General features: G+C 40.9%; 15 protein-coding genes. All 15 read left to right on the top strand.

Annotated features, from left to right (window positions below; genetic code table 11):
* Positions 1-6: 6 nt before the first annotated feature.
* The gene (locus DUL71_RS06835; protein ID WP_114937315.1) at positions 7-1251 is read left to right on the top strand and encodes a DegT/DnrJ/EryC1/StrS family aminotransferase; all 1245 of its coding nucleotides are present in this window, start codon (positions 7-9) and stop codon (positions 1249-1251) included.
* Positions 1252-1259: 8 nt separating this feature from the next.
* Positions 1260-1850 carry a sugar transferase gene (locus DUL71_RS06830; protein WP_114937314.1) on the top strand — a complete coding sequence of 197 codons (591 nt, stop codon included), beginning with the start codon at positions 1260-1262 and terminating at the stop codon, positions 1848-1850.
* Between the two features lie 20 nt (positions 1851-1870).
* Entirely contained in the window at positions 1871-3100 is a 1230-nt protein-coding gene (locus DUL71_RS06825; protein WP_114937313.1) for an O-antigen ligase family protein, read from the top strand.
* A gap of 26 nt (positions 3101-3126) precedes the next feature.
* Positions 3127-4188 (top strand): glycosyltransferase, encoded by a 1062-nt coding sequence (locus tag DUL71_RS06820; RefSeq protein ID WP_114937312.1) that lies wholly within the window; start codon positions 3127-3129, stop codon positions 4186-4188.
* Between the two features lie 28 nt (positions 4189-4216).
* A complete protein-coding gene (asnB, locus tag DUL71_RS06815) occupies positions 4217-6058 on the top strand; it encodes an asparagine synthase (glutamine-hydrolyzing) (RefSeq protein WP_114937311.1) in 1842 nt (613 codons plus the stop codon).
* 14 nt (positions 6059-6072) lie between these two features.
* A complete protein-coding gene (locus tag DUL71_RS06810) occupies positions 6073-6804 on the top strand; it encodes a hypothetical protein (RefSeq protein WP_154402333.1) in 732 nt (243 codons plus the stop codon).
* Positions 6801-7718, top strand: a complete 918-nt coding sequence (locus tag DUL71_RS06805; protein ID WP_114937309.1) for a glucosamine inositolphosphorylceramide transferase family protein — start codon at positions 6801-6803, stop codon at positions 7716-7718. The genes DUL71_RS06810 and DUL71_RS06805 overlap by 4 nt, the downstream gene beginning before the upstream one ends.
* An 8-nt stretch (positions 7719-7726) precedes the next feature.
* A complete protein-coding gene (locus tag DUL71_RS06800; RefSeq protein WP_161964387.1) occupies positions 7727-8788 on the top strand; it encodes a glycosyltransferase in 1062 nt (353 codons plus the stop codon).
* Between the two features lie 55 nt (positions 8789-8843).
* A complete protein-coding gene (locus DUL71_RS06795; RefSeq protein WP_114937307.1) occupies positions 8844-9278 on the top strand; it encodes a hypothetical protein in 435 nt (144 codons plus the stop codon).
* Between the two features lie 200 nt (positions 9279-9478).
* A complete protein-coding gene (locus DUL71_RS06790; protein WP_114937306.1) occupies positions 9479-10555 on the top strand; it encodes an NAD-dependent epimerase in 1077 nt (358 codons plus the stop codon).
* 80 nt (positions 10556-10635) lie between these two features.
* Positions 10636-11766 carry a glycosyltransferase family 4 protein gene (locus DUL71_RS06785; RefSeq protein ID WP_114937305.1) on the top strand — a complete coding sequence of 377 codons (1131 nt, stop codon included), beginning with the start codon at positions 10636-10638 and terminating at the stop codon, positions 11764-11766.
* A 26-nt stretch (positions 11767-11792) separates the two neighbouring features.
* On the top strand, positions 11793-12596 hold the full coding sequence (locus DUL71_RS06780; RefSeq protein WP_114937304.1) for a phytanoyl-CoA dioxygenase family protein: 804 nt from the start codon (positions 11793-11795) through the stop codon (positions 12594-12596).
* 31 nt (positions 12597-12627) lie between these two features.
* The gene (locus DUL71_RS06775; protein WP_114937303.1) at positions 12628-13602 is read left to right on the top strand and encodes a hypothetical protein; all 975 of its coding nucleotides are present in this window, start codon (positions 12628-12630) and stop codon (positions 13600-13602) included.
* Positions 13599-14105 carry a GNAT family N-acetyltransferase gene (locus tag DUL71_RS06770; protein WP_114937302.1) on the top strand — a complete coding sequence of 169 codons (507 nt, stop codon included), beginning with the start codon at positions 13599-13601 and terminating at the stop codon, positions 14103-14105. The genes DUL71_RS06775 and DUL71_RS06770 overlap by 4 nt, the downstream gene beginning before the upstream one ends.
* 26 nt (positions 14106-14131) lie before the next feature.
* The gene (locus tag DUL71_RS06765; RefSeq protein ID WP_114937301.1) at positions 14132-15157 is read left to right on the top strand and encodes a GNAT family N-acetyltransferase; all 1026 of its coding nucleotides are present in this window, start codon (positions 14132-14134) and stop codon (positions 15155-15157) included.
* Positions 15158-15179 lie beyond the last annotated feature (22 nt).

The raw sequence follows: 15179 nt of genomic DNA, 5'->3' as shown, positions 1-15179 counted from the left end.
CCCGATATGAAAATTTCATTTGCGCCACCCTACATTGACCAGGCTGTTATAAACGAGGTAATGGATACCCTTACTTCCGGTTGGATAACCACGGGACCGAAAGTAGCCGCTCTTGAACAGCAAATGAAGCAACTTACTGCTTCAGACGCGGCTGTTTGCGTAAACTCCTGGACATCAGGTGCTATACTAATGCTGAAATGGTTTGGAGTAAAAGCGGGCGACGAAGTTATTATTCCTGCTTATACCTATTGCGCTACCGCATTAAGCGTACTGCACTGCGGGGCCACACCCGTTATTGTTGATGTTGATAACGAATGCTGTATTTCGGCAACAGCCGTAGCCAAAGCCATAACCCCAAAAACCAAAGCAATTATCGCGGTTGATATAGCAGGCTGGCCTTGCGACTATGAACAATTACAAGCTATTATCAACACGCCGGAAACTAAAAAACTCTTTGCTCCTGAAAGCCCCAAACAACAACTTTTAGGCAGGATCCTCTTAATTTCGGACGCGGCACACTCTATAGGCGCAACCATAAATGAACTACCGGCTGCCAAGTATAGCGATGTTTCGATTTTTTCCTTTCACGCAGTAAAAAATGTTACTACTGCCGAAGGTGGTTGCATCTGCATTAACCTGCCAGCCAATTTTAATGCGGCTGACGAGTACAAATATTTAAAGCTTTATACGCTTAATGGTCAAACCAAAGATGCTTTTACCAAATCAAACGGCGGCGGCTGGAAATATGATATTCTGTTTATGGGCCTCAAGATCAATATGCCCGACATTTGCGCGGCAATAGGTCTCGGCCAACTCAAAAACTACGACGATAAGCTGCTCCCTATGCGCAAACGTGTAGCTGCAATATATTGCGAAAGCTTTAAAGCCATGGATTGGTTTATTGAACCGGCATTAAAAAATGAGCAAAGAGAATCATCTTATCACCTGTTCGCTCTCCGGATCAAAGGCATAACAGAAGCTCAGCGCGATCAGATCATGGATATGATCATGGCAGAAGGGATCATGGCCAACGTGCACTTTACCCCGCTGCCCATGCTAACACTATTTAAAGATCTGGGATATGAGATTTCTCAATACCCATCAGCATACGCGCTTTATGCCAACGAAATCTCCCTGCCTATTTATCCGCAACTTACCAATGAGCAGATAGATTTCATTATTGCAACCGTCATCAATTCGGTTAATGCTGTATTGGAAGTGTGTAAAGAACCCGTAAAAGTTGAATTATAAATACCATCATGCTTAAACGGCTTTTTGATATCAGCTTTTCATTTTTGGCGCTGATTTTTTTGTCGCCCCTGTTTCTACTGATAGCCATTGCTATTAAAATTAACTCAAGAGGGAGCGCGTTTTATAAACAAGCCAGGGTTGGTAAAGATGGCAATGAGTTTTACCTGTTCAAGTTCAGGACCATGTTTGTAAACTCGGACAGGGCCGGACTGCTAACCATAGGTAGTAAAGATTACCGGATTACCGGCGTAGGCTACTGGCTCAGGAAATATAAACTTGACGAGCTGCCGCAATTGCTAAATGTACTCGTAGGCGATATGAGCTTTGTTGGCCCCCGCCCCGAAGTACGCAAATATGTAAACCTGTATACCCCGGCCCAGTTGCGGGTGCTAAGTGTTAAACCGGGTGTAACGGATTGGGCATCGATCAAGTACTTCGACGAAAATGATATCCTGGCTGGCAGCGAAGATCCCGAAGATATGTATATCAGGGTGATAGTACCGTCAAAAATCAGCAAAAACCTCGAATACATTGACAACCAGGGCATTTTAATGGATGTCAAAATAATACTATCTACCATAAAACGAATTTTCCAATAGTATATCAGTATCATTTTATCATGCTGCTTAAAAAAACGCTCTTTTATAGTTTAATGTTCTTCTATCTGTACACACTTGCTTTTGGCATTTTCATGACAGATAGTTTGAGGATACCTGCGCCTGTAATTTTCTGCATGCTGTTATTCTTCGTGCAAAAGCCACTGTTGGACTTCGGCTATTACAATGAGCTGATACTTATATTGGTAGGAACCTTCCTGTATCAGGTAGTTGGCTTAAGCAATTATATCACCTTTTTTGCCATACAGCTTACCGTAATACCTTGTTCGCTGTACTTTAATTATTTTGTAGGTTCAAACAAAACACGCTACTACTCATCCATATTGATGTTTTTTATCCTGTTGGCAGGTTCTATGGGTATCATGATATTAGATCATAGCATGGCAAGCACCATTGATCCCATCAGGAGCATGTTATTAGGCGAACCAGTAAAACAAAGCCCTGCAGGTTTGGCTGTAACACAGTTTAACTTCGGTTACCAGGTGGTAGCAATCAGCACTTTTGCTTTTATTGCTTCATGCACTACTAACCAATATGTTATAGTAAGATTTTTAGTTTTAGCAGCCGGCATCATTTGCATTTACCTCGGCATGAACCGATCGGCATTTATAAGCTTTGGTGCAGCTGTAACCTTGTTCCTGTTTATTTATTATCGCTATAAAGCGGTTTTCCTGGTTGCAGCCACTGTAATTATATGTTTCGGGCTCTATACTTATGTATTAAAGGACAACATGGATGAGAAAAACAACATCTTATCCAAAAATCAGGCTAAGGAAGCCAATGATTTTAACAGGGCCGATATGGCAGCTGAAAATCTTAAAATATATGCCGACTATCCATTCGGCCTCATATTTTACGGCAAAACCTGGGATGAGGTAACTTATCGCAATCCCTTGTTTACATTCGGCCTGTCATCGCACAACGCTTACCTGATGTTCATTACTGTGCTCGGGCCGTTTTTGGGACTTGGCATACTGTGGGGAGTATATTATAAAACACTCCGGTTGTTTTGGCAAACCATTAAAAACATAAAAAAGAAAAGCAGCGCAATTTATGTGGCGATATTTTTCACTTTTATAGCGCTCTCGTTAAACGCTTTATCGCACAACGGGTGGTTGATGAGCGTGGACGGCCCTACCATATTCATTTATTTCGCTGTATTACATTTCAACAAATTAAAAGATCCGATAAAAAAGACAGAACTGGTGCAGGAGGAATTGGCAATCGCTTAAAACTTGATCCTAATTTTTAGCTTATAATGAGAAAGAAGATTTTCCTCGTCCTTAGTTCACTTGGCGCAGGTGGTTCCGAGCGCGTTTACTGGCTACTATCTCAATATTTCAACAAACCTGATTATGAAGTGGTGGTAGTGCTTCTGAATGGAGATATATGCAGTTTCTCGACAGAAATAGCAGGCATCAGGTTTTTGGACCTGAAAACAGTAAAAGCTTCACGTTCATTTTTTAAACTTCGTAAACTGCTGAAAGATGAAAAACCATACGCGGTTTTCTCTACTACCGATCATATCAATATCCTGGTAGCTTTTGTTTCGATATTTGTAAAAGTACCTCAATTAATAGCCAGGGCATCAAACAACCCACAGCAAATGAGACAGTATTACGGCTTTAAAGCCCGCTTTTACAATTACTTTTCAAGGTTTCTGTTTGTACGCTTTAACACTATAGTTTGCCAGTCGGAAGAGATGAAACAATCTGTCGCCCGGCTCTATAACATCAACCTAAACAGACTTATAGTTATCCATAACCCGGTTATTATAACGAACGTTCTGAAACCCCAAACTCAAATTTCTGATCAGAAAAGGCTTATTGCGGTTAATCGCCTGATCAAAGAAAAAGGGGTATTTCGTTTGCTGGAGGTTATGAAAGCGTTACCTCAAAATTATGTTTTAACTATAGCCGGCGATGGCCCGCTTATGAATACTTTAAAAGAAGAGGTAATAAATAACGGGCTCAACGAACGCGTAACATTTATCGGCGAGATCAAAAACGTTGCTGAAGTTATATCTAAACATGATTTACTGGTTTTAAGCTCCTTTACAGAAGGTTTCCCTAATGTGGTACTTGAAGCTTTATCTGTTGGAGTTCCGGTTGTTACTTTCAGGGTTGGCGGAGTTAATGAACTGATAAGAGAAGGCTTTAACGGATTTATAGCCGAACAAAACGACCTTCGCACATTACAACAACAAATTATCCGCGCGTGCAATCAAACATGGCAACATCCTAATATCAAGGCGGATATCACAGAACGCTTTGGGCTTAACAAAATAGGCCTGGCATACGAAACACTACTTGCTAATTAACAAACTTATTAACCTATTACCTTTTTGTATGTGCGGCATTTATGGATCAACTGCAAGGTATGACGATGGCGTCATATTTCAGAAATTAGCCCGGGCAGATTTCAGAGGGCCCGATTACTCCGGATTTGAGCACAGCGGACCAATTACTTTAGGCCATAACCGTTTGGCTATTGTAGATCTGGATCACCGTTCAGATCAACCATTTACCTACAATCATCTTAAAATTGTTTTTAATGGCGAAATCTACAATTACAAAACCTTAAGGGTAAAACTAACCGCATTAGGTTACAGGTTTACAACCGATTCGGACACCGAAGTAATTACCGCCGCCTTTCTTGAATATGGCGAAAACTGCGTTAATCATTTCAATGGCATGTTTGCCTTTGCAATTTATGATACCAACACCCGTCAGCTTTTTGGCGCGCGTGACAGGCTTGGCAAAAAACCATTTTACTATGCACATTGCGGCCTCGATTTTGAATTTGCCAGTCAGCCATCGCAAATATGTGTAGGCCGCGATGTCACACTTAACGAACAAGCTATTAATGAATACTTTATATGGGGCTATGTACCTGAGCCCAAATCGGCCTGGAACGAAATAAAAAAATTAGAGGCAGGACATTCCTTTTGTTTCGATTGCAATAACGGCACTTTCCGGGTTAAAAAATACTGGGAACTGGATTTAGTGCACGCTGAGCATTATGAAGGTTCATACCAGGAAGCCCAGGCTGATTTAACCCGGCTAATAACCAATGCGGTCGACATCCGCATGCACGCCGATGTACCACTGGGTGTTTATCTTTCGGGCGGTATCGACTCATCATTGGTTGCTTCGCTTGCCGCGAAAAGCTTTAAAAACGTAAAAACATTCTGCATAAAATTCAGGGAAAAAGGTTTCGATGAAAGTGTATTTGCACAAAAAATCGCGGCACACCTGCAAACAGATCATCACACTATAGAATGCAACAAAGAAGAAGGACTTGAACTAATTGAAAGCTTTGGCAGGTATTACGATGAACCTTTTGCCGATTCAAGTGCCATCCCTACTCTGCTGTTAAGCAAATACACCAAAAAACATGTTACTGTAGTTTTAAGCGGGGATGGTGGAGATGAAAGCTTTTTAGGCTACAGTCGTTACAAATGGTTTAGCATGGTTGACCAGCTATTTAAATGCCCGCTGCCAGTGCGTAAAAGACTGGCAGATATCATCAGTATTTCACCTAACTACCGGCATAAACTAATTGCCCTTGGTATTTGCAACCCGGAAATAAAATCACTTTACGGGCTTATGCTCGGCGGGCTTGAATACTCCTGGCTCGAAAACCCAGGCACCGGCCTGCAGGTACCATTCATGGATATCTGGTCGTCAAAATCAACAAGTGTTCTTCAGAAACTATCAGCGTTTGATACCAAGACCTATTTAAACGGCGACATAAACACTAAGGTTGACCGCGGTACGATGGCCTTTTCATTAGAAGCAAGGGCACCACTGATGGACCACCGTGTAGTTTCCTTTGCCCAAAACCTGCCCGATAGCTATAAATTTAAATATGGCGTACAAAAACGGATCCTGAAAGATATTTTATACCAGTACGCACCGGCACAACTATTTGACAGGCCAAAATCGGGTTTCACAATGCCGCTCAACCACTGGTTTAAAAACGAACTGAAAGATCATGTTATGGATAATCTTTCTATAAATGAGTTAAAGAATATCCCGGGCATTAACGTGCAAAAGTCATTTGACATGATAAATGACCACATGAGCGGTAAATGGAACAGGGCCACGCAGATCTGGAAATTGCTTGTGTTTACCCAATGGCTCAAAAATCAAAGTTTAAACCCAATATCAACTTACCAGGTAGCTTAAAATTTACTGACCCTATGATCCAGATTAACAACCGCGCTATGCGGATAGTCCCCTATACAGTTGTATGGTTTGCTGCTAAACCTAATTTATGGGGATGCCTTTTAAAGTATTATAAACAAAGTAAAAGCAATGAAGAAGTTCCGGGGTATCGCAGGGAAGATTTTTACACCAAAGTTATCGACATTAACGAACCTTTACCTGCCATCGAAGCCAACTTTGATAAAAACACTAATTATGAGATACGCCGGGCTGTAAAAGATGGCGTAGCTACCGTAATGGGTACCAGCGTTAAAAAGTTCATTGATTTTTACAACGCTTTCGCTGTTACCAAAGGATTGAAAAACCTTAACAAAAGTTTTTATAAATACAAACCTCACGTATTTATTACTAAGGCCGTTTACCAGGATCAGGACGTTGTTATGCATGCCTACATCCGTGATAATGGCTCTCAACGGGTAAGGCTTTTGCATTCAGCATCGTTGTTCAGAAATGAAAACGATAGCCAGTTGAGGGCGGTTATAGGCAGGGCAAACCGGTTGCTGCATTTTGAAGATATTCGTTTTTTTAAACAGCAGGGCTTTAAAATTTATGATCTGGGCGGTTATGCCTACAACACTTCAGATAATGAGCTTTTAAAAATAAACAAATTCAAAGATAGTTTTGGTGGAAGCCTGCTACAAGAAACCGACTATCTGCCTATATCACTCACACTCCTGTCATTTCTAAAAAAAGTATTCCGACTATGAAAGATCTTCTCTCTGCACTTAATTCTATTATTCATAAATTATTCAGCTATGATAAATGGAACATAGGTTACATCTTACAATCTCCTGAAAACCTAATCCTTACTAAACAGCTAAACGGCAAAATTAACTGGTTGTTAGAAGACAAGGCAGATTATGCCGCCGATCCTTTCACAGCAAATATAAACGGCCGTGTGCACCTCTACTATGAGGAGCTCAATTTCTGGAAAGGACGAGGCGAGATAATGATGACGGACGACATGCATTTTAAGAACAAGAAAAAAGTAAATGGTATCATGAAAGATGATATTCACCTCTCATACCCTTATATGTTCACAGACGCCGACCAGCTGTATTGCATCCCGGAAACAGCAACAGCCAAACAGGTCTCGTTGTATCAAATTGATATGAATAACCCATATAAATTTGAAAAAATAAGGGTGCTGTTAGAAGGCCAGGCATTTGTTGACAGCTCTATCATACGTTACAACGACAAATACTGGCTTTTTACCAGCGTGTCGGGGCAACACGGCGTACTGTACTTGTTTTATGCAGATAAGCTTGACGCGCCGTTTAAAGCTCACAAACAAAACCCTATAAGGGTAGCTTCAAATGTAAGTCGTTCTGCCGGCCGCCTGTTTATTGTGGGGCAAAAACTTTATATGCCAAGCCAAAACCCCAAAAGGTGCTATGGCGGGTCGGTAATGATCAATGAGATAACCACCATCACCGAATCTGATTTTCAATACCGCACTGCATTTGAATTGCTACCTCAGGCCCCTTATGATGAAGGCTTGCACACCATAAATTTTGAAGACGGTTTATTGGTTGTTGACGGAAAACGCAAAGTATTTAGCGCCATGGGGCCGTTTAAAAAAGTGTTCAGAAAAATCAAAAACCTTAGTAAGCATAACTAATGTCAGAGATGAAGCCAAAATTGCTTTTTGTTTCAATAACCGATCAGGCAAATGGGGCCGAAAATATACTATTACAAGCGGCCAGTGCCAGCAATGCCGGTTTGCTGTTTTTAAAAAAAGCAGATAGCGGAGGTTTAAGCATTCCTGATGACCTGCAAGCCGAATATGTAAGTACAGGCAGCATATTAAGCGGCTTTTCGGGGTTGATCAAAAGCTTAAGCCCCTACCGTACAGATCATATTGTTTTTAGTACTCACCCTTATTTAAACGCCTATCTTGGTTTTTTAAAGCGAATTGGGTATTTAAAATCAAAACTCATAGTAAGAGAATGTTCATCTGTTTTAACCCGGTACAGTGGCATAAAAAAATGGAGCTACAAAGTAGCATACTGGTTTGGCTATCCAGGTGTAAACCTGGTAGTATGCCAGACCACCAACATGCGGGATACATTTGTTGAGCATCTTCCATACATTGATAAAGACAGGGTAATCATTCAGAAAAACCCAATAGATATTGAGCAAAATTTAATAAAAGCCAAAGTAGCGCTCCCCGCAGCAGATGCAAAAGCCGAATTCATTTGCGCGGCCGGCCGGCTCATCCCCGAAAAGGGCTTTGATATATTGATTATGGCTTTTGATGAAATTAAGGCAGCCCGCCCAAATCTGAAACTATTCATATTTGGTGAAGGCCCGGAACAAAGCACTCTCGAAAACCTGATCGGTGAATTAAAATTAACAGACCGAGTTATATTGAAAGGCTGGGTAGCTAACCCGATGCCTTATTTTAAACAGGCCAAAGCCTGTGTGGTATCATCAATAAAAGAAGGTTTCCCGAATGTATTATTACAAATGATGATCCTGAACCCTGTAGTGATAAGCACCAACTGCGCAGGGGGCATTGATGAAATTCCTGGTATTTACCTTGCCGAAGCCGATAATGTTAACTCGTTAACTACAGCTATTAACACCGCCCTAAATACTAAAAAGCACAATAAAGACCTAATAATGCAATATGTAGAAGATCGTACCCCCGAAGTTTTTATCAAGTCAATACTTAATGCTCTGGTATAACCTCCCCCACCTATACAAGTAGCGCAACAACTTTAACTAACTAAATAAAATTAATATGAAAACAATTATCAAATCCATCCGAAATGTTGTGTTGCCTATAATAACAACTGTAGCCATCGCGGCTTTTACCACCAGCTGTAAAAAAGGAGCGCAGCCAATGCCAACGGTACCTACAACTACCAATGTTGCACCACAAGATGAATCTATTAAAACGATAAGTTTAATAGGATTAAGAGTAGACAGTGGTTTTTGCTACAAAATCGGTTACGACCTGACAGAAATTGGTGATTCCAATACCTCGCCAACAGTATCAAAACTCAGGCTTTTTGAAAATGGCGTTGAGCTTGGGCCGGCCCACTCCAACCATAACGACATTCGTAATTTTGGTTTGGGACAATTTAGCCACTGGGGCAACACATTGTATTTCTCGACTTCAGACAATAGCGATCCGCTAAAAAACGGAAGGAAATACACGTATTCTATGAAGTAAGATTTATCTGTTCACATTTAAAACTCTCGCAATTTGGTACATTTTTTACTCAGATAAATCTAATTGCATCTACCTATCATTTTCCTTATTCTTTTATGCAGGCATCTACCTGAAACCTGCTTAAGCGTTCGCGCTACTATTAACCAGTAATCAATCGCCTTTTCTCACAAGGCTTCATTTAAACCTAATTTCACTCATTTATGAAAATTTTAATCACCGGCACAGCGGGGTTTATTGGCTATCATTTAACCCAAAAATTGCTTAAGCGTGGCGATACCGTTGTTGGTATCGACAGCATTAACGATTATTATGATGTAAATCTAAAACACGCCCGCTTGCAGGATGCCGGTATCAAAGTATCTGATATTGTTTATAACAAACCGGTTGTAAGCACCAGCTATCCTAATTACACATTCGTAAAACTGGATATAACCGACAAGGAAAACCTTGAACAACAATTTCGGGATCATAAGTTTGACGCGGTTTGCAACCTGGCAGCCCAGGCAGGGGTACGCTACAGCCTTACCAATCCAGAGGTTTACATAGACTCGAATATCAAAGGCTTCCTGAACATACTGGAGTGCTGCAGGCATTTCAGCATTGATCACCTTGTTTACGCCAGTTCGTCAAGTGTGTACGGTTTAAACAAAAAAATGCCATTCAGCGAGCATGAAATTGCCGATCATCCGGTTTCACTATACGCGGCATCAAAAAAAGCCAATGAAATGATGGCGCATACTTACAGCCATTTGTTTAATCTGCGCACCACAGGATTACGCTTTTTTACAGTTTACGGGCCATGGGGCCGGCCGGATATGGCTTTGTTCATTTTTACCAAAGCAATTTTGGAAGGTAAACCTATCCAGGTATTTAACAACGGTAATATGCTGCGCGATTTCACCTATGTAGATGATATCGTTAACGGTATTATTCATACCATTGATCAACCGGCAGAACGCAATTACCTCTGGAATGCTCAAAAACCGGATCCGGCTACTTCATCTGCTCCGTTCCGGGTATTCAACATTGGCAGGGGTGCGCCCGTAAATCTGCTTGACTTTGTTACCGAAATTGAGAAACAGGTAAATAAAAAAGCAATCAAAACATTAATGCCAATGCAGGATGGCGATGTTGCCGAAACCTGTGCTGATGTTTCAAATTTAGATGAAATGCTTGGTTACAAACCTGAAGTTTCTGTACCTACCGGGGTAGAGCGATTTATAGCGTGGTATAAAACGTACTATAACATCCAGCCCGAACCCGTTCTTGTACACTAAGAATGCCGCTTTTGCTTAGTGCATGATCACTTGAGCAGCATTAACCTTATCTCAATTAAATCATTGCTTATTATACTGTTATGACAAGCAAAAAAGTGCTGATAGCCTGCGATTCAGCAAAGTCGCTTATTGATTTCAGGGGCAAATTAGTTGAACTGATGCGAAAAGAACATACAGTGTATGTTTTTACTCCTACCATACCGGCCGATCAACGTGCAAAACTTGAATTACTAAACATTATTGTATTTGAAAACAAGCTAAACGGCAGTAATGTATCTGTTTTATCCGATTTGCAATATGCATACAGGCTTTACAAGCTCATTAAAAAGCTAAAACCGGATGTTTTTTTCCCTTACACGCTTAAGCCCGTTATTTACGGAACGCTTGCGGCAAAACTGGCCGGCGTACAAAAAATAACCCCTATGCTTTCGGGCCTGGGTTACAACTTTGTAGCCGGAAACACAACTGCCATAAGCAAAATTACCCGTACGCTGCTTAAGCTAAGTCTCAGAAACAGACCCGGCTTGTCTGTCATATTTCAGAATAAAGATGATGTTCAAACCCTGCTTGATTCCAAAATAATAACTGCAAAGCATCAAACCAGTGTTGTTAACGGCTCGGGGGTTGATTTAAACCACTACACCCCTACTCAGCCGGATATTAATAACATAAGTTTTATCATGGTATCCAGGCTCATCAACGCTAAAGGGATCCAAGAGTATTTTGAAGCCGCACAAATCGTGTATTTAAAATACCCACAGGTAACCTTCAAGCTTATAGGCCCTTATGATGACAATGTTGATGCCATTCACCCCGATTTATTTGAAGAGATAAAGCACAGAAGTGTGATCGATTACCTGGGAGCCGTTGATGATGTAAGGCCGTATTTAAGTAGTTCATCGGTTGTTGTGTTGCCTTCATATTACCGCGAGGGCATTCCCCGCTGTTTGCTTGAAGCCATGGCTATGGCCCGCGCCATTATAACCTGCGATTCGGTTGGATGCCGGGAAACGGTAGAAACATCTGCTAATGCCAACGGCTTTTTAATCCCCGTTAAAAACACAACCGAGCTGGTACGCAAAATGGAGCACTTCATAACCAACAATCAGGATATTAGCAGTTTCGGACTTAACGGACTGGCATTGGCCAGGGAAAAGTTTGACGTGCATAAGGTAAACGCCAGGATGATGCAAATTATGGAGTTAAACTAATTTACTGGAAATCAATAATACGATACATGAGAAATAGAGTCAATTACGGAGACAGGCATTTCGAAGATTTCCGCGTCGCGATACGTGATTACGGATGGGTAATTTTTGAGAATGTGTTAGACAGCGATTTTGTTGCACAAATTAATGAGGATCTGAAAGAAGCATATGTTAAACGACGGGCCATACAGGAAAAAAACGGCATTGGTTCAAACATGGCAGGTACGCTTCATCACCTTGTTGAAAAAGACAATTTCAGCCTGCCTTTTATGGAAAAAATGTATTGCGCCGATGAGATAGCTCATTTTTTAGGCGGTAACTATATACTAAATGGCTTTAATGCTGTAATGCATGCACAGCAGCAGCATCCCTATGTAAGCAACATGCACCGCGATGTACGCACTTTTATGGGCGATACCAAACTACTGGTGCAGATGATAGTTACCCTTGATGATTTTACTGAAGAAAACGGGGCTACCTATTTTTTATCGGGATCCCATAAAACAGACATCAAGCCTAACGAAACATATTTTTACCAGGCTGCAGAGAGGGCAGTAACCCCCAAGGGGAGCATCATTCTCTTTGATTCTAACATATGGCATGCCGCGGGCGAAAATAAAACCATCAAACAGCGCCGGGCATTAACACTGGGCTTTACACGTCCGTTTATTAAACCGCAAATAGATTACCCAAGGATGTTAGGTTATGATTTTATTGATAAGCTTAGTGCCGATCAGCGGCAGGTATTGGGGTACAATTCACGAATTCCTGAAAACCTTGATGAATACTACCAGCCGGTCCATTTAAGGATGTATAAAAGCGACCAGGGATAACAACTTTATTTTTCAAAATCAATTTACCGTCATGCAAAAAAATAAGGCCGCTGTAAAACCCATAGGTGGGTATTTAGAGCTGGAATTGCCCAAAGGGAACGAATATTACCCCGATTTGGTTCATTTAAACACAGGGCGTAACGCGTTAGAGTACATACTGCTGCAAAAAAAATATCACAAAATTTATATTCCCTATTTTACATGCGACGTTATACTGGAGCCCATTGTAAAATTAGATATTCAATATCAGTTTTATCACGTTGACAAACAGTTAGATCCCATCATTGATTTTGAAATTGAACCGGATGCGAGCTTCCTTTACACCAACTACTTCGGGATAAAGCAGGAAAAAATAGTGGAGCTTAGCCATAAAATCAAAAATCTTATAATTGACAATTCGCAGGCTTTTTTTTCAGAACCACTTCCTGGTGTTGATACGTTTTATTCCTGTCGTAAGTTTTTTGGTGTTCCTGATGGCGCTTATTTGAGCATTAAAAGAAAGCTTGCCAAAAAACTTCCGGTTGATAATTCGGCACACAGGTTTTCGCACCTGATAAAAAGCATTGATTCGGGCATAGAATCAGGCTACTCCGACTACGTTAACAACAATAAGGACCTGGAGAATAACGAGATCCGATCAATGTCGTTATTGACCCGTAAAATGCTTTCAAGTATCAATTACAATGAGTGCGTATTTGTACGGCAACGAAATTTCAACTTTTTGCACAAGCACCTTGCCGAATACAACCTGCTTAAGTTTGATGCTACTGATGAACATACGGTACCAATGGTTTATCCCTTTTTAACAAACGATAAGCATCTGAAAGTTCACCTGATACAAAAAAGAATCTACGTTGCTACATATTGGCCTAATGTATTTAAATGGACTAAAAAAAACACTACCGAAAATTTTCTCGCGCAGTGTCTCGTGCCACTCCCAATTGACCAACGTTATGACCTCCAGGATATGTTCAATATGTTAAATATTCTAAGACTTTTTTTATGACCATTTCAGTTTACATACGCCCCCTTGTAATAGAAGATGCGTCCACATCTTACGCCTGGCGCAACGACCCGCTAATATGGGTTTATACAGGTTATAAACCAACTCATTACATCAGTTCAGAAATAGAGACAGCCTGGCTGCGCGAAAAACTGACCAGGCCTGATCAGCTCAGGTTTGCAATTTGTGTTAAAGAGCTTAATACCTATATAGGTAATATCCAGCTATTAGACATAGCCGATGGCCACGCAGAACTGCACCTGTTTATCGGCAATAAGCTTTACTGGGGTAAAGGAATCGGTTACCAGGCAACCGTACAAATGATTAAGTATGGTTTTTTAAATAAGGAGCTGGATGAGATTTATTTAAAGGTGCACCCGGCCAATATTGCAGCAATATCAGTTTACGAAAAAGCTGGGTTTGAAATTACAGGTAAAGTAAACGACCTGATTACCATGAATATCACTAAAAGCAAATTTGTACATCTTCAAAATCAAGAGGCCTAATATCACCATCCTAAACTTTAATTCAAATGATCAAGATGCTTACCCTCCTCAACAAAGAGGAATGGATTTATTACGTGGGCAATTCGGCCGAATACGATTTTTATCATACATGGCATTACCATTCGCTGGAAACTGCAGGTGATCCGGTTCTTTTTGTATATGAAGAGGCAGATACCTATATAGGCTTCCCGTTGCTGCAGCGAAGGATTCCCGGATCTGATTACAGTGACCTTACCTGCGTATATGGGTTTTCCGGCCCGTTCTCAAATCAAAAAATCGATGAGATTGATGAGGCACTGATGGAAAACTTTAAAACTGCTTTTAGCAATTTCCTTGTAAATGAAAAGTATGTATCTGTTTTTGTAAGGTTGCACCCTTTTTATAAGCAACAAAAACTGCTTGACAAATTTGGAGGCGTTCATGAAAACGGCAAAACCGTTGTATTTGACCTTTCACTCAGCCTTGAAGAGCAGCGTAAAAAGTATAGGCAATCAACCATGGATGCCATTAAACATGCGTGGAAAAGAGGTTTCAGAGTTGAGGATGAAACCAACGCCGCCGGAGTAAGCACCTTTGTTGAAATTTATACCGAAAACATGAAACGGGTAGGCGCCAGTAACTACTACCTGTTTAATGAAAAATACTTTTCGGAAATATTAAACACCTCCGAATATGAAGCCCGTTTATTAACGGTTTACTATAACGAGATCCCCATTGCAAGTACAATTATCGCATTTACCAATGGCATTATACAGGCTCACCTGGTAGGTACCCGCGCAGAATATCTGCACCATAGTCCAACCAAATTCCTGGCCGATTCGATAACCCAGATAGGAAGGGAAAAGGGTATGAAATATTACAACCTGGGTGGCGGTCTTGGTTTTAAAAACGACAAGCTTTTTGATTGGAAATGTGCTTTCTCCGATCTCCATTTTGACTTTCAAACCTGGAGATATATTGCCAACCCAGAAGTATACAAAAAGCTTTTACAGGATAAAGGTATCGAAGAAACCACCGAGGTGGATTTTTTCCCACTATACAGATACGCTTAAATGATAATACCTAAATAAACCA

This window comes from Mucilaginibacter endophyticus, assembly GCF_003351025.1.
GTDB lineage: Bacteria > Bacteroidota > Bacteroidia > Sphingobacteriales > Sphingobacteriaceae > Mucilaginibacter > Mucilaginibacter endophyticus.
The sequence above is the reverse complement of the archived record's forward strand: the minus strand, read 5'-3'. Positions and strand labels throughout refer to the sequence as shown.